Source organism: Enterococcus sp. DIV0660C (assembly GCF_017316125.1).
In the GTDB taxonomy this organism is placed as follows: domain Bacteria; phylum Bacillota; class Bacilli; order Lactobacillales; family Enterococcaceae; genus Enterococcus_B.
In genome coordinates, this window is the sequence record NZ_JAFLWA010000036.1 from 14,907 (window position 1) to 35,094 (window position 20,188).

Below are 20,188 nucleotides of genomic sequence, written 5' to 3' on the forward strand. Positions count from 1 at the left end.
ATGTCAAATGAAAAAAATGTTTTATTTACGATTTTTGGCGGTACAGGCGATTTAGCACAACGTAAGCTGTACCCTTCATTATTCCGTCTTTATAAAAAGGGGAATTTGAATGAACACTTTGCAGTGATTGGTGCCGCGCGTCGTCCTTGGTCAGATGAACACTACCGTGAAGTAGTCAAAGAAACCATCCAATCATTGAATCCAACGGCTGAAGAGGCAGAAGACTTTGCTGACCATTTCTACTATCAATCACATGACGTCAATGATTCTACGCATTACCAAACACTGAAAGAATTGGCAGACAAATTAGATGAGAAATATCAAATCAATGGGAATCGTGTGTACTACCTAGCAATGGCGCCACAATTTTTTGGAACGATCGTTACACATTTGAAATCAGAAAAAATTGTTACTGAAACTGGCTTCAATCGTTTGATTATTGAAAAACCATTTGGTGCAGATTATCAATCTGCCTTTGACTTGAATCAACAAATTCGTCAGGTTTTCCCAGAACAAGACATTTTCCGGATCGATCACTATCTCGGAAAAGAAATGATTCAAAATATTTCAGCCATTCGCTTTGCAAATAATATTTTTGAATCACAATGGAACAACCGCTACATTGATAATATTCAAATCACGTTCGGTGAAAGCCTCGGTGTCGAAGATCGTGGTGGGTATTACGATCACAGCGGTGCATTAAAAGACATGGTGCAAAACCACATTTTACAAGTTGTCGCTTTGTTAGCCATGGAACCACCTGTTGCCTTTTCTGAAAAAGAAATTCGGACAGAAAAAATCAAAGCTTTAAAAGCTGTTCGGATCTATAACGAAGACGAAGTCAAAGAAAATTTTGTTCGTGGACAATATGCAGCAGGAGAATTAGATGGACAAACTTTCAAGGCATATCGTGATGAAGATAAGGTGGATGAACATTCTGAAACAGAAACATTTGTTGCTGGTAAATTCACTATTGATAATTTCCGATGGTCGGGTGTTCCTTTTTATGTCCGAACTGGTAAACGTCTGACGGAAAAAGGAACCCGAATCAACGTGGTCTTCAAACAAGTCCCCGTCAATGTTTTTAAAACTTCTGTTGATGAGGCTTGTGAAGAAACAAACCTTCCACCAAATGTTTTGACCATCTACATTCAACCAACTGAGGGGTTTTCTCTTTCACTTAATGGGAAAGAAGTTGGCCAAGGTTTTGATACTGAACCAATCAAACTTGCCTTTCGAAATAGCGCGGAAATGGTTGAGAACAGTCCTGAAGCTTACGAAAAATTACTTTTAGATTCATTAAATGGTGATGGAACAAACTTTTCACACTGGGAAGAAGTTGCTCAATCTTGGCATATCGTTGATGTGATTCGCAAAACGTGGGATCAGATCCAACCAGATTTCCCTAATTATAAAGCTGGTTCAATGGGACCTGATGAAGCATTTGAACTTCTAGAAAAAGATGGATTTGAATGGATCTGGCAACCAGACCACTGGTACCGTGAGCGTGGAAAATTGAATTAACAAATCTTTTGAAAAAAAAAACACATTTCTTATCTTCAGCAGTTGATAAGAAATGTGTTTTTTTGATTAGTTAGTTTACATAAAAAAGAACTACCCAACCAAATGGGTAGCTCTTTTTTTATTCGAATCCTTCTGCAACAGCTTCTGGATAATTTTCTTCAACGATTTTAGCACAACGTCCGCATAAATGTGGTAATTTTTCATCTACACCAACATCTTTACGAATTTGACGACAACGATCACAAACTTCACCATCTGCTTTTTCGACTAAAATCGCGACATCTTCAAAATCAACTGCTTCAACTGGAACAGCATCTTTTGCAGAGGCAACTTCAAAATAGTCCGGAGAAATAATCAATAATTGTGGAATATCGGCATCTACTGCTATCAATAATTCACGAACTTGTTCATTTGGATAAACAGTTACTTTTGCTTCTAAAGATTTACCGATCAACTTCGCATTTCGCGCTTCTTCCAAAGCTTTCAACACTTTATCACGGAAATCCATAAATGCTTCCCAAGTATCCATTAATTCCTCTTGATTTGAAAATTCTTCATAGCCAGGCAATTCACTCAATTGTACATAGTCTTCTTCTTCTTTTAAGAATGACCAGATTTCTTCTGTTGTATGAGGAATAATTGGTGTTAATAATTTTGTCAATGCTACAGCAGTTTGATAGAAAACAGTTTGCATACAACGACGTTGATAGTCATTTTCTGACTCAATATAAACAACATCTTTGGCAAAATCTAAATAGAAAGCAGATAGATCAACAGTTAAGAAATTCATTACTGTACGATAAATATGCATGAAGTTATATTTTTCATAACCTTCATCACGAATTTCTTTAATCACTTGATTCAAGCGAACAGTCATATATTTATCAACTGAACGTAATTCATCGTAAGAAACTGCATCTTGTTTTGGATCAAAATCTTCTGTATTAGCAATCAAGAAACGCATCGTATTTCTGATTTTGCGGTATACTTCAGCTACTTGACCCAAGATATCCATTGAAACGCGAACATCAGCTTCATAATCAACACTTGAAACCCATAAACGCAGAATATCTGCACCAAATTGTTTGATAACTTTATCAGGAACAATCGTATTTCCTAAAGATTTACTCATCTTGCGTCCTTCACCATCAAGTGTGAAACCTTGAGAAAGAACGGAGCGATATGGTGCTACACCATTGATTGCTACACTTGTTGTAATACTTGAATTGAACCAACCGCGATATTGGTCAGAACCTTCCAAATACATATCCGCTGGAAATGACAATTCTGGACGTTGACGTAAAACTGCTTCGTGCGAAGATCCAGAGTCGAACCAAACATCCATGATATCTGTTTCTTTGGTGAATTCGCCATTTGGTGAGCCAGGATGTGTAAAGCCTGCTGGTAAAAGATCTTTTGCCTCTTTTTCAAACCAAATGATTGAGCCATGCTCTGCAAATAATTTTGCCACATGCTCAATTGTTTCTGGTGTAATGATTGCTTCACCATTTTCCGCATAAAAAATTGGTAATGGTACACCCCAAGCACGTTGACGAGAAATAACCCAGTCACCACGATCACGAATCATATTGTACAAACGAGTCTTACCCCATGGAATAATCCAATTCACATTTTCAACTTCATCCAAAATATTTTGACGGAAGTCATCAATCGATGCAAACCATTGTGGTGTTGCACGATAGATAACTGGTTTTTTTGTACGCCAGTCATGTGGATAGCTATGTGTAAAGAATTCTAATTTTAAGAGCGCACCTTTTTCTTCAAGTAATTCTGTAATCATTGGATTTGCTTTGTCATAAAAAATACCTTCAAAACCTGGTGCTTCATCAGTAAACACACCTTTAGAATCCACCGGTGAAACAACTGGTAATTTATATTTATTCCCCGCAATGTAGTCATCTTCCCCGTGTCCAGGAGCCGTATGAACTAAACCAGTCCCTGCTTCTAATGTTACATGGTCACCTAAGATAACTACAGAGTCACGATCATAAAAAGGATGCTGTGCTGTCATAAATTCCATGTCTTTACCAGAAATTTCTTTCAGTACAGTAACGTTTTCCCAGCCAATTTCAGCTTGAACTTTTTCTAATAGATCTTTTGCTACAACAAATTTGCGTCCATCAGCTTCAATCAAAACATAAACAAAGTTTTCATTTACAGCGATTCCTTGGTTTGCTGGTAAAGTCCATGGAGTTGTTGTCCAAATAACAAATGAAGTATCTTCGTCTAAGATTCCTTTGCCATCTTTCACTTTAAAAGCAACAAAGATTGATGGTGATTTTACATCTTTATATTCGATTTCAGCTTCAGCAAGAGAAGATTCACTTGAAGGAGACCAATAAATTGGTTTTAATCCTTTATAGATATACCCTTTTTCTGCCATTTTTCCAAACACACGGATTTGTGCTGCTTCGTATGATGGATCCAATGTTACATATGGATGTTCCCAGTCCCCAGCAACACCTAGACGTTTAAAATCCTCACGTTGTTTGTCGACTTGAGAAAGTGCGTACTCACGACATTTTTCTAAATACTCAGTGATTGGCATTTCTTTACGTTTGATACCTTTATTTGCTAAGACTTGTTCAATTGGCAATCCGTGTGTGTCCCAACCTGGAACGTACGGCGCACGGAACCCAGACATTGATTTTGAGCGAATGATAATGTCTTTACTAATTTTATTCAAAGAGTGACCTAGATGGATATTACCGTTCGCATAGGGAGGTCCATCATGTAGGATAAAACTTGGTTTGCCTTCATTTAATTCTTGTCTTTTCTGGTAGATGCCTACTTCTTCCCACTCTTTTTGCCATTCACCTTCACGGTTAGGCAAGTTCCCACGCATAGGAAATTTTGTTTTTCCTAATTGTAGTGTCTCTTTCATTTTCATAAGAGAACCTCACTCCTTTGATTTTTTTCTAAACGCAAAAAAGCATGTGCATCCCAAAGGGACGAACATGCCGTGGTACCACCCAAATTTAAGTTACAAAAAGCATAACTTCTTCGAGACCAATAACGAGGTCAGCCGTTACTTCTTACTTTTATTTCAGAAATAATTAATGTAGAGGATCTTTCACTTTGGAGGGTCTTGCCAAACTCACACTACCATTGGCTCGCTAAAAAGAATTCAAAGTGCTTTTCTGTTCTACTCGTTTTTGTCAGCAATAACAGAGAGATCAATTTCTCTCGTATCAAATGTTTGAACTGCTGGAGATTCTAATGTTTCTGGTTCTGAGTTTACAACAGGATTATTTTCATTGTCAAGTTGTTTTGCCAAAACTTCTTTGATTACTTCATGACTGTCATTCACATAACTTGAGAATGGTTGTAAAATTTCATCCCACTCAGGACTCTTAACTTGTTCTAATTGTGATTCTAACATCAAACTAATACGTTGATGGAAGACACGTGTGCGTTTTTTCAAATCTTCTGTTTCTGTTGCAAGTTGTTTTGCTTTTTCAGTTGCATCTGTTAAGATTTGACGTGCTTTTTCTTCTGCATCTGTTGTTAGTTGGTGTGCACGTTTTTCAGCGTTAGCAACTAATTCATCTGCTTTATTTTGAGCAGATGTCACAATTACTTCTGATTCTTTGCTTGCACTTGTTTTTACTTTATCAGCTGTGTCTTGTGCAACAATAATCGATTGATTCAATGCATCTTTTAATTCATTGAAGTACTCTAATTTTTCTTCAGAATGTTTAATTGCTTTTTCTAATTCGCGATTTTTAGTTGTTGCTTCCTCGTAGTCGCGAACAACTAAATCTAGAAAATCATCTACTTCATCTTGATTATACCCACGCATTTTCGTTGGGAATGTTTTATTTTGAATATCTAATGGAGTTAAAGCCATGAATAAACCACCTCTTTGTTTTATTTGCGTAATACACCAAATAATACCCTATATTTTTCTTTTTTTGTTTTTCCCTCAAGCTCTTGAATCTGGATTCGTCCATAACCACGAATCGAAACAATATCTAATAATTCAAGAATAAAATCTGGTCGTGTATTTTCCGTCCAGTTCACTTTCACTTTACCAGATTCAATCAATTGTTTCGACCTTTGTCTAGAAATATTATAGATTTCTGAAATGACGCTATCAAGCCGCATCGAAGTAACTGTTCCTCTTTCTTGTGTCCAACTATCTTTTGGCAATAACATTTCTGTATAAGCAATTGGTTCTAAACGAGCCGTTACTTTTCCAATTTTCGTTATTTGGGCAACAACAAAGTGTTCAATCTCTCTTGCAACAAAGATTTGCCATCGTTCACCATCAGAAATAATATCTCCAAAATAAGCACGCTTAATGCCGGTACCTACCAAAGTACCTAATATCTTTCCATGGCTTAAGCTAGCAAACTTACTTGGATAGTGTACCTCGTACAAGCTCACTTCAAAATCGTCTTCGGTAGGTTCGTAATACTCTGGATAAATCAAGCATCGCTTTCTTTCTGCTTGTTCATACCCACCATAAAACGTGAAACGTAACTCACTGTCTTGCCGAATCAAAGTTTCCAAAATATAGGCTTGTCTTGGATCTAAGAAATCAGTTAAGTACGGTGCGTATTGACTTTGTACTTGTTCAATCCAATCACCCACCGAATCAATAAAAGTTCGTTCTTCCGTTCGAAAATGTTGGTAGATATTTTCATCCATGATACTCACCTCCTAAAAACTATAAAAGTGAAACAATAATCATCGTTAGTCCTTGACTAGCTAGATTCAAAACGATAACTGCCACCATGATTGTAAGATCGATTGGTCCAAAACGTAAGTTTAATCGATCAAACAAGCTAAGATAAGGTTCACAGATTCTCGATAAAAATTTCCCAAAAGCCGATTGATACCCGCCAGGAAACCAAGATAACAACGCATAAATAACTAATAAAATAGTATATAGATAAACTGCATCATTAAGTAAATTAAGCAAACGATAAATTAAAATGGTCCTTCCTCCTCTTACAGATCAAAAATATTTGCATCTGCGAATGTTTGAGCAGTTGAACTATCAATTTCCATGCCAGTTGGTGTACAAAGAAAAATTTCATCGCCAACCCGTTTGATATCTCCATCCAATGCGTAAACTGTTCCAGTTAAGAAATCAACAATGCGACGCGCTTGTTTTTCTTCTACTAAATGAAAGTTCACTAATGTTGCTTCACCAGCAATGATTTTTTTTGCAATCATCATTGCTTCTGAATACGCACGTGGTTCCATCACTGTAATTTTATTTGCCAAATTGGTTTTAGGTTCATAAGATTGACGAGCAACTTTTTCTTCTTGTTTTACTGGTCGTGTTGGAGCTTGACGAAGCTCAATTACTTTCTTTTGCTCAACAGTTGGTTTTTCCTCACGTGTCGCGTAATGCGATTGATTGGTAACTGTTTGAGTCGCCTCACGTGTTGATTTGTTAACTGTTGGCTTTAGTGTTTTTTGTGTTTGTGACTGAGTCACCGTTTGTTTTTTTGTTTCAGGAAAATCTGGATACTCGTACTCTTCTTCATCGGCTAATCCGAAAAAATTAGCAATTGCTCCTCTATTTAAAAGTGGCATGACTCTTCCTCCCTTATTTGTCCTTGAATAGTGCTGTACCTACACGGATAAACGTTGCTCCTTCTTGTATCGCAATAGGAAAATCTTGACTCATTCCCATACTTAATTCTTCACACGGTGCATGAGTAAATCCTTGCTGATAAACAAGGTTACGTAAGTCTTCAAGTGTTCCAAATACTTTGTGGATTTGTTCAACAGAAGCATCTTTTGGGGCCATAGTCATCAAGCCAATGACCTTGATTTTTGAATAATTACCTAAAGAATCAACAAATGAAAGTAACTCATCGGGCGCAATTCCATGTTTGGACTCCTCACCTGATACATTTACCTCAATAAAACAAGCCAATTCTTTCTGAACCCTCTTTTGAATTTCTTCTGCTAATTTCAAACTATCCAGCGCATGAAAATAATCAATTTCATTTACAATCAATTTTACCTTCCTACGCTGTAAATTACCAATCAAATGCCATTTTATTTCAGGAAAATTAACTAAATCTTGCTTCTTCTGTAATAATTTGTCCACACGGTTTTCTGCACAATGCAAAACCCCCGCTTCAACAAGTTGTTTGGTTGTATCTGAATCAACTGATTTTGTTACAGCAACTAATTGAACTTCTTTCGGATTTCGATGAACAAGAGCACACGAATCCTGAATTTCTTGCTCAATTTCTTGCAAGTTGTCAGCAATCATGTGCTCTTTCCTCTCCTTTATCGCTTACGACGGAAGAACGGTGGCGTATTTAATTCGTCATCGTCATTCGCTTTTGTTTCTTCACGGCTGAATGTATCAAAATCTTTTTTTTCAACATGATCAAAATTTGATTCTTCAACTTTAGGACGAACATTTTGTTCACGTCTGATATCCCAGTCACCAAAGCTGTTTTCATCTTCAGTCGAAGTCGGTTTTGCTTGGTCCATATCTAAGATAGGTTTTTGAGTTTGTGATTGCATTTGTTGTCTAGCTGGACGGCTAGACTTACGCTCCTTTTTTGACTCATCAATACCTGTTGCAATAACCGTTACGCGGATTTCATCGCCCAATTCTTCATTAATTGATGTACCCAAGATAATGTTTACATCACCTGTAGCAGCATTAGCAACAATATCAGAAGCATCTTGCGCTTCAAATAAAGTCATGTCTAGACCACCAGTAATGTTCAACAATACTTGTTCTGCTCCATCGATGGATGTTTCAAGAAGTGGAGAAGAAATAGCTTTCTTCGTTGCTTCGACAACACGTTCTTCACCGCTAGCAACACCAATTCCCATTAGTGCAGTTCCTTGGTTTTCCATCACTGTTTTAACATCAGCAAAGTCTAAATTGACATAACCTGGTGCAGTGATTAAATCAGAGATACCTTGAACTCCTTGTCGTAAAACATTATCTGCTTCACGGAATGCTTCAAGCATCGGAGTCTTTTTATCAACAACTTCAAGTAAACGATTGTTTGAAATAATCAATAATGTATCAACATTTTCTTTCAAACGAGCGATACCTTCAGCAGCAAAACGTCCTCGTTTAGGTCCTTCAAAAGTAAATGGTCGTGTAACAACACCCACTGTCAAAGCGCCTAATTCTTTGGCAATTCCTGCTACGATTGGTGCAGCACCTGTACCAGTCCCGCCGCCCATTCCAGCAGTGATAAAAATCATATCTGCGCCATCTAAAGCTTCGCGCAATGATTGTTCACTTTCTTCAGCAGCTTTTTGGCCAACTTCTGGTTGAGAACCAGCACCAAGACCACGTGTATATTTAGGGCCTAACTGGATAACAGTTTCAGCCTTTGAATTTTTTAATGCTTGAACGTCTGTGTTGGCTGTGATGAACTCAACACCTTTTACGTTTTCTTCAATCATACGGTTTACAGCATTACCACCGCCGCCACCGACACCGATGACTTTGATAACTGCGCCGTCATTGATATTATTATCAATTGAGAATTCCATGTTTTATTCCTCCCAGGATGAATTAATCAAAAATATTTGTAAAGAAACCTTTGATTTTACTTGTTACGTTTTCACCAGATTTTTTTTCTTCTGGTTCTTCATAAGTTACTTCTTCAGCTGATTCATAAGAGTCATAAGAAGGTGCTTCATGTTCAGTAACTGATACATGCTGAACAGCTGTTTCGCCAGTAACTGCTGATTTAGCAAGTTGATATACCTCGCTTAAGTTTGCTGAGTAATCAACAATACTAATGACGTTTGTAAAGACTGGATTTCTTAGTCCCATATGATTAGGAACATACAGTTTTACGTTAACACCAAAAATTTCTTGTGCTAGTTCAACCACGCCTGGCAAGCTAGCCGCACCACCTGTTAATATGATACCACCAGGTAATTCCAACGCTTCAATTTGATCCAAAGCATCTTTTGCTTTATTAAATATCTGTTCCATACGAGCTGAAATTACTTCTGATAGATAACGTTCATCAACTTTCACAGGTTCTGATTGTCCAATTACATCCACAGGAAATTCTTCGTTTTCTGACGTTCTTTCTGGATATGCATCACCATAATTGATTTTTAATGCTTCTGCATTGTTGAAGGAAGTATTCAAAACGATAGAGATATCTTTAGTGGCAAATTCGCCACCTTCTTGATCTGTGTTTGTAAATTTCAATTGTTTGTCATGCATAACAGCCGTTGTAGTTTGGCCACCACCCATGTCAATAACAATCGTTCCAAAATCTTTTTCCCCATCAGAAAGAATCGTTTCCGTTAAAGCTAACGGTGTGATGACTAGTTCGTTGACAATTAGACCTGCTTTTTCGACACATTTTCTGATATTATGAACAATTGTTTTTGGTCCAGTAAATAATAGACCAAACATTTCTAATCGCACACCGATCATTCCTCGAGGATCTCTAATCCCTTCAAAACCATCTACAGTAAAGTCTTGTGGCAAAATTGACACGATCTGACGTTCAGGAGGAATTGAACGAACAAGGGCAGCTGAAGCCACATTTCTGACATCTTCATCGGTGATTTCTTTTGAATCCCCATTTACTGCAATCATTCCTTGGCAATTTTCGACTTCAAGCATATTTGCAGGTAACCCTACGCTGACACCCTTGATTTGAATGCCTGCTTTTTCTTCTGCTTGTCGAACTGCACGTTGAATCGCTTGAACTGTTTTTTCAATATCAACGATGATGCCGCGGTTAATCCCTTCTGATTTTGCGTTTCCTACTCCAATAATATTCATTTGGCTGTCGATATATTCAGCCACGACAACTTTAACAGATGTCGTTCCAATATCAAGGCCTACATACATTCCTGTTTTTGCCATGAATGGGATTCCCTCCTACTTACTATTCCATATACAAGCGAACAACTAACGTTCGTTTTTAAATATACTATATTATAGATATTCACTGCTTTCAATTCTACCATAAATTTATAGTTTTTAGAAAGTAGATTATCACTTTTTAAGGTTGTTTTATTGATTTTCGATTGAACTGCTGGAAGATGGTGTTGACTCATCAGCTTGTTGGCTGGACTCACTTGACTCTCCGGACTCTATTTCTGTTGATGTATCAGTATTTTGAGTTCCTTTTTCATCAGTAGAGGTTTCTGCTTGCTCTTCTTCACTATTTGAGTAGGGATAAGAAAAAATTCCAACCTCCATATCAATCACACCATTTTCTTTCATTTCTTTGGCAACTTGTGGATAATATTTCATTTGGCTAGCTAGATTCGTAATATTCACAAGTACTTGATTACCATCGTTCATATTCATCTGAAGTAAGTTTTCATTACTTTCTGTAGGTGCATACTTGATCTCTGAAATAGCTTTTTGTAGTTCGGCAGAAAGTTGATTATATTGCTTTACCAATGCCTTGATTTTTGCATCACTTTTAAATCCCTCAAGAATCGGTAAATTTTTTGTCGGATTATCCACTTTTTGATCTAAAACAATGCCATTCTCAAGTACTGGATAATATTTGTTTTCCGTAGCAATCAGTGCAATATCTTTATATTCTGTGATAGCTAATTCAAATTGATTAATCGAATGGAAACTGATTTTTGCTGTTTTCACTCGAGGCTGTTCGGTTTTCAATTCTTTGACGTATCGATCCTTGTCCCAATATTGTGTCCACAAATTGTCGCCAATCCTTAATTTTGATTCAGTAATGACCGTCTCACTAGGAATGAGCTCATTTCCGGTTACTGCGACTGCTTCTAGCTTACTATACGGAGAAATATAATAAATCAAAAATAACAATGGGATTCCTAAGATCGTAATAATCAATGATAATCTACGCGTCAAAACTTTGTTACGCTGGTTTTTTAAATTAGGCAATCGATTTAAGAAGGAACCGTTATATGGTCCTGTCTGTTTATTTGATTCTTCTGGTTCTCTTAAAAAGGCTGGAAGTTCATCCACCTCAACCTTGTCGGACGAAGCTTCTAACTGTTTTTCTTGATTCTCATCAGAATCATCTGAATGATTGCGAAGATCGTTGTCTTTTTTGTGATGTTCAGCTAAATATTTTTGGTTGGCCTTTTGCCACGGAGTTAATTTATCCTGGTTATCAGATGATTTCGGTAAATCATTTGGTTCTTTCTTTTTACTCACTAAGACCACCACCTTTTACTTTTTAATAACAGTTTGAACTAGTTCATATAAACGCTCAGATGCATCAGGCATTCCTTGTTCTTTTGAAGCTTTGGACATTTGTTGCTGCACAGTTTCATTTTTCATGATTGCAGTGATTGCTTTTTCTAAAGATTCTCCTGTTAACTCACTATCTGCAATCATTTTTGCGGCACCTGCGTTCACTAAACTTTGCGCATTCTTCGTTTGATGGTCATTGGTAACGTAAGGGCTTGGAATCAATATTGCTGGTAATCCTAGTGCTGTAAATTCAGCAATAGAAGTTGCCCCAGCTCTTCCTACAAGTAAATCACTATTTGCCATCACTTCAGCCATTTGTCGAATATATGGCTGGATACTAACATTGTTTTGCTTGGTAACATCGACTTGATTTTTTATTTGTTCATAGTAACGATCACCCGAAGCATATAGTACTTGATAACTATCATCATCAAAATTTTGTAGAAAATCCATTACTGCTTCATTTAACTTCAGAGCGCCTTGGCTTCCGCCAAAAATCAGAACCGTTTTTTTGTCTGTCGCTAATCCAAAATCGGCTAAAATAGTCGATTTTGGTGTATCAGCAACTTCTTGTGCTCGGGGATTACCAATCAAACTTGATTTTTCTTCTGGAAAAAACTGTGCTGCATCTTGGAAAGAAAGAGCGATCTTATTGACATAACGACTAAGAAATTTGTTCGTAATTCCTGGAACGCTATTTTGTTCATGAATGATTGTTGGAATGTTCAACTTTGCCGCAGCATATACAACAGCACCTGAAACATATCCACCTGTTCCAATCACCACATCTGGTTGAAAATCTTTCAAGATTTTTTTTGCTTGGCGAATACTTTTCAAAAAGAGTTGGATTGTTTTAACATTATCAAATGACAATTTTCGTTTGAATCCTTGAATTTCTAAAGTATGAAAAGGAATACCAGTCTCTGGAACAATTTTATTTTCTAATCCTCGATTTGCCCCGACATACATAAACTCAGCATCTTGATCTTGAGACTTCACATAATTAACAAAGGCTAATGCTGGATAGATATGACCACCTGTTCCGCCGCCTGTAACCAAAATTTTCATTTTTATCGCTCGTTTCTTTTCTATTTTAATTTATTGACAGCTTCCATGAAGCGTGCACCACGAATCTCGAAGTTAGGATATTGATCCCAACTTGCATTAGCTGGAGATAACAAAACAACGTCCCCTTCAGCGCTTAACTCTAATGCAAGTGGCACAGCTGTCTCAACATTTTCTGTTATTTCAATCACTTGAATACCAGCCTTTTGACCAGCTTTAACTAGTTTATTTTTCGTTTCACCAAACGCAATCAATGCTTTTAGATTTTTAAGAGAAGGAACTAGTTCATCAAAACTATTGCCTCGATCCAATCCACCAGCTAATAAAATCATTTTTTCTGGAACAAAACCACTTAGTGCCATTTCCGTTGCTAAGATATTTGTTGCTTTAGAATCATTATAAAATTTTCTTCCATGGATTTCTCCTACATATTGGGTACGATGAGGTACACCATGGAACAAATGTAGTGTTTGCTTAATTGCTTCTGTCGAGACATCATATAGTTTAGCAACCGTAATTGCCGCCAAAGCATTTTCAATGTTGTGTGCGCCAGGAACACCCAAATCTGAAGCATCCATAATTTTTTCTTGATTATAGTAAATGATACCATCTGCACAATATGCACCTTGTTCTAGCACTTCTGTTGTTGAAAAAGGAAGGACCTGTGCTTGAGTTGTTTGAGCCAACATTCGTAGTTCTTCTTGATTCCAATTCAAAATTAGATAATCTTCCGTTGTCATATTTTTTTGAATTTCCCATTTTGCTTTTACATACTCTTCACGTGTTCCATGATAGTCGATATGAGCTTCATAAATATTTGTAATAACTGCTATATTAGGATGAAAATCTGTAATGCCCATTAATTGGAAACTTGACAATTCCATAACGATTTTATCGTCTGCTTGTGCTTCCTGGGCTACACTGCTTGCTGGATAGCCAATATTTCCAGCTAGACGAGCCATTCCTTTACTTTCTCCTGCATTTAACAATAATCCTGTCATTGTTGTTGTTGTTGTTTTTCCATTCGTTCCAGTGATACCAATAATTGGACATTCCGCTACCTCGTAAGCTAACTCAACTTCCGTAATTACCGGAATACCCATTTCTTGTGCCTTTGCTACCAATGGATGGTTATATGGAATACCAGGATTTTTTACCATTACAGAAAAATCTTCATCTAATAGTTCAATTGGGTGACTTCCTGTAACCACTTTAATTCCTAAAGCTAATAAATCTTGTGCATCTGGATTTTCATCGAAAGGTTTTCCGTCATTAACGGTGACAAGTGCGCCCAATTCATGTAACAATTTGGCCGCACTAAATCCGCTTTTTGCAAGTCCTAAGACTAGAACTTTTTTATTTTCATATGTTGTGATTTTTTTCATTTTCTGTCATCTCCTACCAAACAAGCCATAATGTAATGAGTGAAGTTGCTACACTAACTAACCAAAAAACAGTATCAATTTTCCATTCGGACCAACCACTCATTTCAAAGTGGTGATGAATTGGTGACATTTTGAAAATTCGTTTCCCGGTTAACTTAAATGAAGTTACTTGTAACATTACACTTGCTGTTTCCATAACATAAATCAAGCCAACTAATAACAACGTCCATTCTTGATTTAGCATCATTGAGATTGCTGCTAACAAACCACCTAAGGCTAAAGAACCCACATCCCCCATAAAAATTTTCGCAGGTTTGTGATTGTAAGCAAAGAAACCAATCAGACCGCCAACAACACTTAAGCAAATAATCAAAACATCTAGTTGATTTTGATGCCAAGCAATAAGAGCATATGTTGCAAAAGAAATTGTTCCTAATCCTGCAACTAAACCATCGATTCCATCTGTTAAATTGACTGCATTTGAAAAACCAACTAACCAGAAAATCGCGAATAAACCATAGAAGATCCCTAAACTGATTTCTAATCCAAAAAAGTTAAGTACACCTGGATACCCTTCTGAACGATAAACAAGATAAAAAGCTACCCCACCAATAATTTGACCAATCAATTTTTGTATGGAATTTAATCCCATATTTCTTTTTTTAAAAACTTTAATAAAATCATCTAAAAACCCAATCGCACCATATAACGCTAGAACGAATAACAATATAAAAAGTATTGGTGTTAGCTGATTTTGCCACGCTCCTACCCAAATACCAGTTAAAATTGCTGCAATCAGGAACACTAAGCCACCCATTGTTGGAGTCCCGGCCTTGATATTATGCCATTTAGGTCCTTCTTCACGAATCGCCTGTCCTTGTTTTTTCATTTGAAAGTAACCAATAAACAATGGCATTACTGCAACTGTCATTGCACAGCTACTCACAATGGGGATTAATGCTTGTGTCCATTCCATGCTTTTTTCTCTCCTATTTCTTTTCTTACTCTTTTAAAGTAAAGTGTAATTTTTTATCTGTAATTTTTTCATAAGGTGCAAGACTTTGCTTGGTGCAATAGCCATCACCATCAAAAGTAACTTCGATGCCAAGAATTTTGCCTAATTTCATGATATCAGCTTTTGACCAACCAGTAACATCGGGCATTAGCTCATCGCCACCTGTTTGTAGAATCAATTTTTCTCCCAAAATGAGTTTATCACCGTTGGAAGTTGATTGTTTGATAACTTTCTTTCCATTACCAATCACTACTGGCTGTAAGCCACTTTTTTGTGCGTCGGCTGCAGCAACGTCTGAATCTAAATTGCGGTAATCAGCAACCACTACTTTTTCTGTCTGACCTGTCTTTTCTTTAGTCTCGCCTTCTGTTTCTTTGAAGTCCATTGCTCGTTTCATCAACGGGTTAGCAATTTTTGCCAAGGCCATTCGATCGTAAGTTTTTGGATGTTTCATTGTTAAATAAAGAACGTATTCAGGATCTTCTGAAGGAACCATTTCAACGATTGAATAAAGATAAGAAGTATCTCCTACTTGATAACCGCCAGAATCAGAGGCAATTTGTGCTGTACCAGTTTTTGCTGATACATTATATCCTGGTACGGAATAAACGCCATAGGCACTTCCATAATTTTCACTTTCAACAACATCACGCATATATTCACGTACTTTTTCTGTTGTTTCTTTTGAATAAGGTTGTCCTAATACTTCTGTTTGAGTTGTTCGCTCTTCTCCTGTTTGTGGATCAACGATTTTACTGATGAATCTAGGTTGAAGCATCGTTCCATTGTTAGCAATTGAAGAAAATGCCTTCATCATTTGGAAGTTAGTCACACCAATTGCTTGTCCATATGCACTCATTGCACGGTCAACAATATTTTCTGTTGGTAATGTACCTGCGTTTTCATCATCTAATCCAGAGTGAGTACTTTGACCAAAGCCAAGTTTTTGAAGATAGTTATACCAACGTCCGCCTAGTCTTTGTTCTAAAATAACCATCCCAACGTTACTTGACCAAGAAAGAGCTTGACGCATCGTCAATACACCTTTTTCTCCAAAGTCATGGTCGTTGATGGTTGCATCTGCTACATCGATTTTTCCAGAAACAAATGTTTCGTTTTCGTTATATTCGCCTTCCTCAATAGCCGCAGCAGTGGTAAAGACTTTCATTGTCGAACCAGGCTCATAACGATCTTGAACTAAGAAATTACGCCAAACAGCATTTTCGTCTTTCAATCCCTCCATTGTTTCAGGGTTAAAGGTGGGACGTTGACCCATTGCTACGATTTCACCAGTTTTTGCTTCCATTAAAACAGCAGTCAGCTCTTCAGGTTGGTATTCTTGATTAACTTGATCCATCAATGTTTCTAAATAACTTTGTAATCTACTATCTAGAGTGGTGTAGATATCTTGCCCATCTTTAGAAGCAACCTCATCAGCAACAGTTCCTGGTAAAGGGTTTTGATATTTATCTTTTTGATAAACAATCTTCCCGTCTTTCCCAGTTAAAATGTCATTATAAGCTGATTCTAGCCCCAAACTACCGACTAACCCATCGCCTTCTTTATTAGGAATTGCAAATCCGATAAAATGGGAAGAAAAGATACCATTTGGATACATACGCGATTTGTGAGCATCAAAGTAAAGACCAGCTAACCCTGCCTCTTTCATTTGTGCCTCAATCGTCTGCTTTGTTTCCTGAGTGATATTCTGTCCGTAATTTCCAAATTCAACTTGATATAGCTCATTATCTGCTCCATTTTTCAAAATTTTAAGTGCCGCACTTTTCTTAATTGATAAATTATCACTTAAAATTGTTGCGATTTTATTAAAATCTTTTTCTTGAGCATAAAGTTTTTTATTTTCAGATGTATATGTTTTTGAAAGAATCGCTTTGATGGAATAAGAGGTCGCATCTTCAGCAATTGCAACACCATTTCGGTCATAAATTGTGCCCCGTTTCGCCTGCACAACTTCACTACCTCTGTAAAGTTGTTCTGTTTTTTCAGATAACGAAGTACCAGCCACATGACCACCTATTATAATGTACGAGAAACGGACGGCAAATAAAAAGAACAACCCAATACTCGTAGCAAATAAAATGATACCTACTTTTTTGCGATTGTTCATCGGATTTTGATTTTTCTTTTCCATAAACCGCCGAAATTTATTTTTAAGACTCATTTACTTCACTTTCCTTAAATTGTCATCATTAATGGACAATCCTTTTTCTTCTGCGATTTGTTTTACGCGTTCTGTACGCGAAAGTTCATTCTTTTCTTGTTCTAAAGTTGTTTTTTCTGTTTTCTTTTCAGTAATATCCGCTTGAATTGAAGTAATAGCTTGCTCTGCACCGCTAATATTAGTTCTTAACATAATTGTTAAGACAGACAAAGAAATTAACGCAACAATCAGGCCACTGATAACTAATTTTTCCAAATTAGAGATTCGTTTCAACCGTCTAGCTGGTGATTGAGGTAGAACAATCTCTTGATTAGAATCTGGCAGTTGTTCAGCTTGATCCACCATGTCAGGGAAATCATATGGATATTCATGTGCTCTCTTTAGTTCTGCCATTGTTCTACTCCTCTTTCACTCGTATTTTTTCCGCAATTCGCAGTTTTGCACTACGTGAACGATTATTTTCAGCTAATTCTTCTTCAGATGGAAGAATTGGCTTTCTGGTGATTACTTTTAGTTCTGGTTGAAACTCATCAGGAACAACCGGTAATCCCGGTGGTAGATCTTTCACTGTACTGTATTCTTTAAATAAGCTTTTAACAATTCGATCTTCTAATGAATGGAACGTAATCGCACTGATTCGACCATTTAATTTCAATAGTTTGATTGCTTGTTCCAAAGAAGTTTCCTCTGCTCCAAGTTCATCATTTACCGCAATTCGTACTGCTTGGAAAATTCTTTTTGCAGGATGGCCACCTTTTCTTCTAGCAGGAGCTGGAATCACACGTTTGATGATTTCAACTAATTCACCAGTTGTTTCGATTGGTTTTTCTTTTCGTACTCGCTCAATTTCACGAGCGATTTGTTTCGAAAATTTTTCCTCACCATAACGAAAGAAAATTTTTACCAGTTCTTGATAAGAATATTCATTGATAACATTAAAAGCAGAAATTGGTGCTGACTGATCCATCCGCATATCTAATGGTGCATCTTGGTGGTAGCTAAACCCACGTTCTGCCTCATCTAATTGAGGTGAAGAAACACCTAAGTCATACAAGATTCCATCGACTTCTGTCACTTCTCGTTCAGCCAACTGGAGTTCTAACTCTCTAAAATTGGCTTTGATAAAAGTAACCATTCCTTTTTCAACATATGGCGCTAACCGTTGTTTTGCATGGTCAATTGCCTTTTGATCCTGATCAAAAGCATAAAGATGCCCATCGGTGTTCAATTGGCTTAGTAAATATTCACTATGTCCGGCACCGCCTAAAGTACAGTCTACATAAATTCCGTTTGGTTTAACATTCAAACCATCTACGGTTTCCTTCAACATGACTGTATAGTGTTGAAATGTTTCAGTCATTGGTCAGCCTCTTCCTATTCTATAGTCCAAAATCAATCATATTTTCAGCAATCTCATCGAAGTTACTTTCAGCTTCATCAGAAAATGTTTGCCAACGTGTTTCGTCCCAAATTTCGATTCGATTTGAAACACCAATCACTACGCATTCCTTTTCTAAACTTGCATGACTTCTCAAAGTGCTGGGAATGTTGATACGACCTTGTTTATCAAGTTCGCATTCAGTGGCAGCCGAGTAAAAAAACCGCACAAAAGTACGTGCATCTTTTTTGGTCAACGGCATTTCGCTAAGCTTATCTTCTAAGTTTTCCCACTCGCTCAATGGATAGCCAAAAAGACAGCCATCTAAACCACGAGTTAGTACGAACTTTTCACCAAGCTCGTCACGAAGTTTTGAAGGCACGATCAGACGACCTTTTGTATCAATATTATGCCGATATTCGCCCATAAACATTGAAACTACCCCCATTCCTCCACTAACTAAAATTAGTCTACCACAATCCCCCACTTTCTACCACCTTTTCTGGAAAATCTGAGACGAACTTTTTTTACATTAACTATTTTTTAAAAAATCAAGCTGTGAAAAATCTTTTAAAAGACTCTTCACAGCTTTTTTGACGTTATAAATAACTCACAATGTTAAACACAATGAGCACTAAATACAAAATGATCGTTAATAAAAAAGTTAACCGCCACGTCATTTTCAGATAACGAGAATAAACAATTTCTTCATAATAGTATGCCTGAAAAACTGCAATACAAATTCCTAAAAGTAATACAGAAATAATAAAAAAGGGTAAAACCGAAATGGTTCCCATATTTCTTGAAAGTTCATGCATTCCTCCCCATAGGAATGGGATAGCCAAATCAGGAGCTTTTAAATTAAAGCGGCGATTTAATGCAAAGATTCGCACTAAAAATTGGCAACCAAATAAAACGATTGCCGGAAAGATATACCAAAATAAGACTATTGGCGTAAAAGTACCCATGTGATGAAAACTCCTTCTTTCTAATTGCTCTAAGTATACTGCAAATACTTTACACAACTATTTCATTTTATTTAATTTATTGTGATTATCATTTTTAGATGACCACTTTTGTTTCTTGTTTATTACAGTCAGATTATTTTTAGACAACTAGCTAATCATTTGACAGAGGTCATTAAACAACATCTAAAAAAGAGCTTATCATAATTTTTCAGTCTGAACCACCGTTTTAAAAAAGACATTCTTAAATATTTTATTTTTAATATGAAGAAATTTACTTCGTAACTTGAACAAAAACATAAAAGGTTGTACACTATTGCTAATGAATCTAACTTAAGGATGAACGCGATGAATAATAAAAAGCAAACAAGTACTTTTTCTAAAGTAACAAAAGTAGTCATTTGGACAATGTTAATTTTAACTGTTGGTTCAGTCGTACTAACCGCTGTCATGAGCGTACTATAAAAAAGCATTGGCTATCT

Annotated in this window: 19 protein-coding genes; 2 read left to right on the plus strand and 17 right to left on the minus strand. The window is 36.7% G+C overall.

What is annotated here, in order from left to right; genetic code table 11:
- Positions 1–1,524 carry a glucose-6-phosphate dehydrogenase gene (gene zwf, locus DOK81_RS09855; RefSeq protein ID WP_206910408.1) on the plus strand — a complete coding sequence of 508 codons (1,524 nt, stop codon included), beginning with the start codon at positions 1–3 and terminating at the stop codon, positions 1,522–1,524.
- Between the two features lie 118 nt (positions 1,525–1,642).
- On the opposite strand, the gene ileS is transcribed toward zwf, so the two are convergent.
- The 17 genes from ileS to DOK81_RS09940 form a co-directional block, all read right to left on the minus strand.
- Positions 1,643–4,435: an isoleucine--tRNA ligase gene (ileS, locus tag DOK81_RS09860; protein WP_206910410.1), complete on the minus strand. Its 2,793-nt coding sequence runs from the start codon at positions 4,433–4,435 to the stop codon at positions 1,643–1,645.
- A 255-nt stretch (positions 4,436–4,690) separates the two neighbouring features.
- Positions 4,691–5,395: a DivIVA domain-containing protein gene (locus DOK81_RS09865; protein ID WP_206910412.1), complete on the minus strand. Its 705-nt coding sequence runs from the start codon at positions 5,393–5,395 to the stop codon at positions 4,691–4,693.
- A 20-nt stretch (positions 5,396–5,415) separates the two neighbouring features.
- On the minus strand, positions 5,416–6,198 hold the full coding sequence (locus tag DOK81_RS09870; protein ID WP_067480574.1) for an RNA-binding protein: 783 nt from the start codon (positions 6,196–6,198) through the stop codon (positions 5,416–5,418).
- A gap of 19 nt (positions 6,199–6,217) precedes the next feature.
- Positions 6,218–6,472: a YggT family protein gene (locus DOK81_RS09875; protein ID WP_242589982.1), complete on the minus strand. Its 255-nt coding sequence runs from the start codon at positions 6,470–6,472 to the stop codon at positions 6,218–6,220.
- Positions 6,473–6,501: 29 nt separating this feature from the next.
- Positions 6,502–7,095 (minus strand): cell division protein SepF, encoded by a 594-nt coding sequence (sepF, locus tag DOK81_RS09880; RefSeq protein ID WP_206910414.1) that lies wholly within the window; start codon positions 7,093–7,095, stop codon positions 6,502–6,504.
- A 13-nt stretch (positions 7,096–7,108) separates the two neighbouring features.
- A complete protein-coding gene (locus DOK81_RS09885) occupies positions 7,109–7,786 on the minus strand; it encodes a YggS family pyridoxal phosphate-dependent enzyme (protein ID WP_206910416.1) in 678 nt (225 codons plus the stop codon).
- A gap of 17 nt (positions 7,787–7,803) precedes the next feature.
- Positions 7,804–9,042, minus strand: a complete 1,239-nt coding sequence (gene ftsZ / locus DOK81_RS09890; RefSeq protein ID WP_206910418.1) for a cell division protein FtsZ — start codon at positions 9,040–9,042, stop codon at positions 7,804–7,806.
- A gap of 22 nt (positions 9,043–9,064) precedes the next feature.
- Entirely contained in the window at positions 9,065–10,387 is a 1,323-nt protein-coding gene (gene ftsA / locus DOK81_RS09895) for a cell division protein FtsA (protein WP_206910420.1), read from the minus strand.
- Between the two features lie 150 nt (positions 10,388–10,537).
- Positions 10,538–11,677, minus strand: coding sequence for a cell division protein FtsQ/DivIB (locus tag DOK81_RS09900; protein WP_206910422.1), 1,140 nt, complete (start codon positions 11,675–11,677; stop codon positions 10,538–10,540).
- 15 nt (positions 11,678–11,692) lie between these two features.
- Complete coding sequence (gene murG, locus DOK81_RS09905) at positions 11,693–12,784, minus strand: undecaprenyldiphospho-muramoylpentapeptide beta-N-acetylglucosaminyltransferase (RefSeq protein ID WP_206910424.1); 1,092 nt, start codon at positions 12,782–12,784, stop codon at positions 11,693–11,695.
- 20 nt (positions 12,785–12,804) lie between these two features.
- The gene (murD, locus tag DOK81_RS09910) at positions 12,805–14,166 is read right to left on the minus strand and encodes a UDP-N-acetylmuramoyl-L-alanine--D-glutamate ligase (RefSeq protein ID WP_206910426.1); all 1,362 of its coding nucleotides are present in this window, start codon (positions 14,164–14,166) and stop codon (positions 12,805–12,807) included.
- Positions 14,167–14,179: 13 nt separating this feature from the next.
- Positions 14,180–15,142: a phospho-N-acetylmuramoyl-pentapeptide-transferase gene (gene mraY / locus DOK81_RS09915; RefSeq protein ID WP_206910429.1), complete on the minus strand. Its 963-nt coding sequence runs from the start codon at positions 15,140–15,142 to the stop codon at positions 14,180–14,182.
- Positions 15,143–15,167: 25 nt separating this feature from the next.
- Positions 15,168–17,363, minus strand: a complete 2,196-nt coding sequence (locus tag DOK81_RS09920; protein WP_206910431.1) for a penicillin-binding transpeptidase domain-containing protein — start codon at positions 17,361–17,363, stop codon at positions 15,168–15,170.
- Positions 17,364–17,756: a cell division protein FtsL gene (gene ftsL / locus DOK81_RS09925; protein ID WP_206910433.1), complete on the minus strand. Its 393-nt coding sequence runs from the start codon at positions 17,754–17,756 to the stop codon at positions 17,364–17,366.
- 4 nt (positions 17,757–17,760) lie between these two features.
- Positions 17,761–18,723 (minus strand): 16S rRNA (cytosine(1402)-N(4))-methyltransferase RsmH, encoded by a 963-nt coding sequence (gene rsmH, locus DOK81_RS09930; RefSeq protein WP_206900047.1) that lies wholly within the window; start codon positions 18,721–18,723, stop codon positions 17,761–17,763.
- 19 nt (positions 18,724–18,742) lie between these two features.
- Positions 18,743–19,189 carry a division/cell wall cluster transcriptional repressor MraZ gene (mraZ, locus tag DOK81_RS09935; protein ID WP_347401443.1) on the minus strand — a complete coding sequence of 149 codons (447 nt, stop codon included), beginning with the start codon at positions 19,187–19,189 and terminating at the stop codon, positions 18,743–18,745.
- A 151-nt stretch (positions 19,190–19,340) separates the two neighbouring features.
- Entirely contained in the window at positions 19,341–19,709 is a 369-nt protein-coding gene (locus DOK81_RS09940; protein ID WP_206900049.1) for a DUF3397 domain-containing protein, read from the minus strand.
- A 345-nt stretch (positions 19,710–20,054) separates the two neighbouring features.
- On the opposite strand from DOK81_RS09940, the gene DOK81_RS09945 reads away from it, so the two are divergent.
- Positions 20,055–20,171, plus strand: a complete 117-nt coding sequence (locus DOK81_RS09945) for a DUF4044 domain-containing protein (RefSeq protein WP_067480532.1) — start codon at positions 20,055–20,057, stop codon at positions 20,169–20,171.
- Positions 20,172–20,188 lie beyond the last annotated feature (17 nt).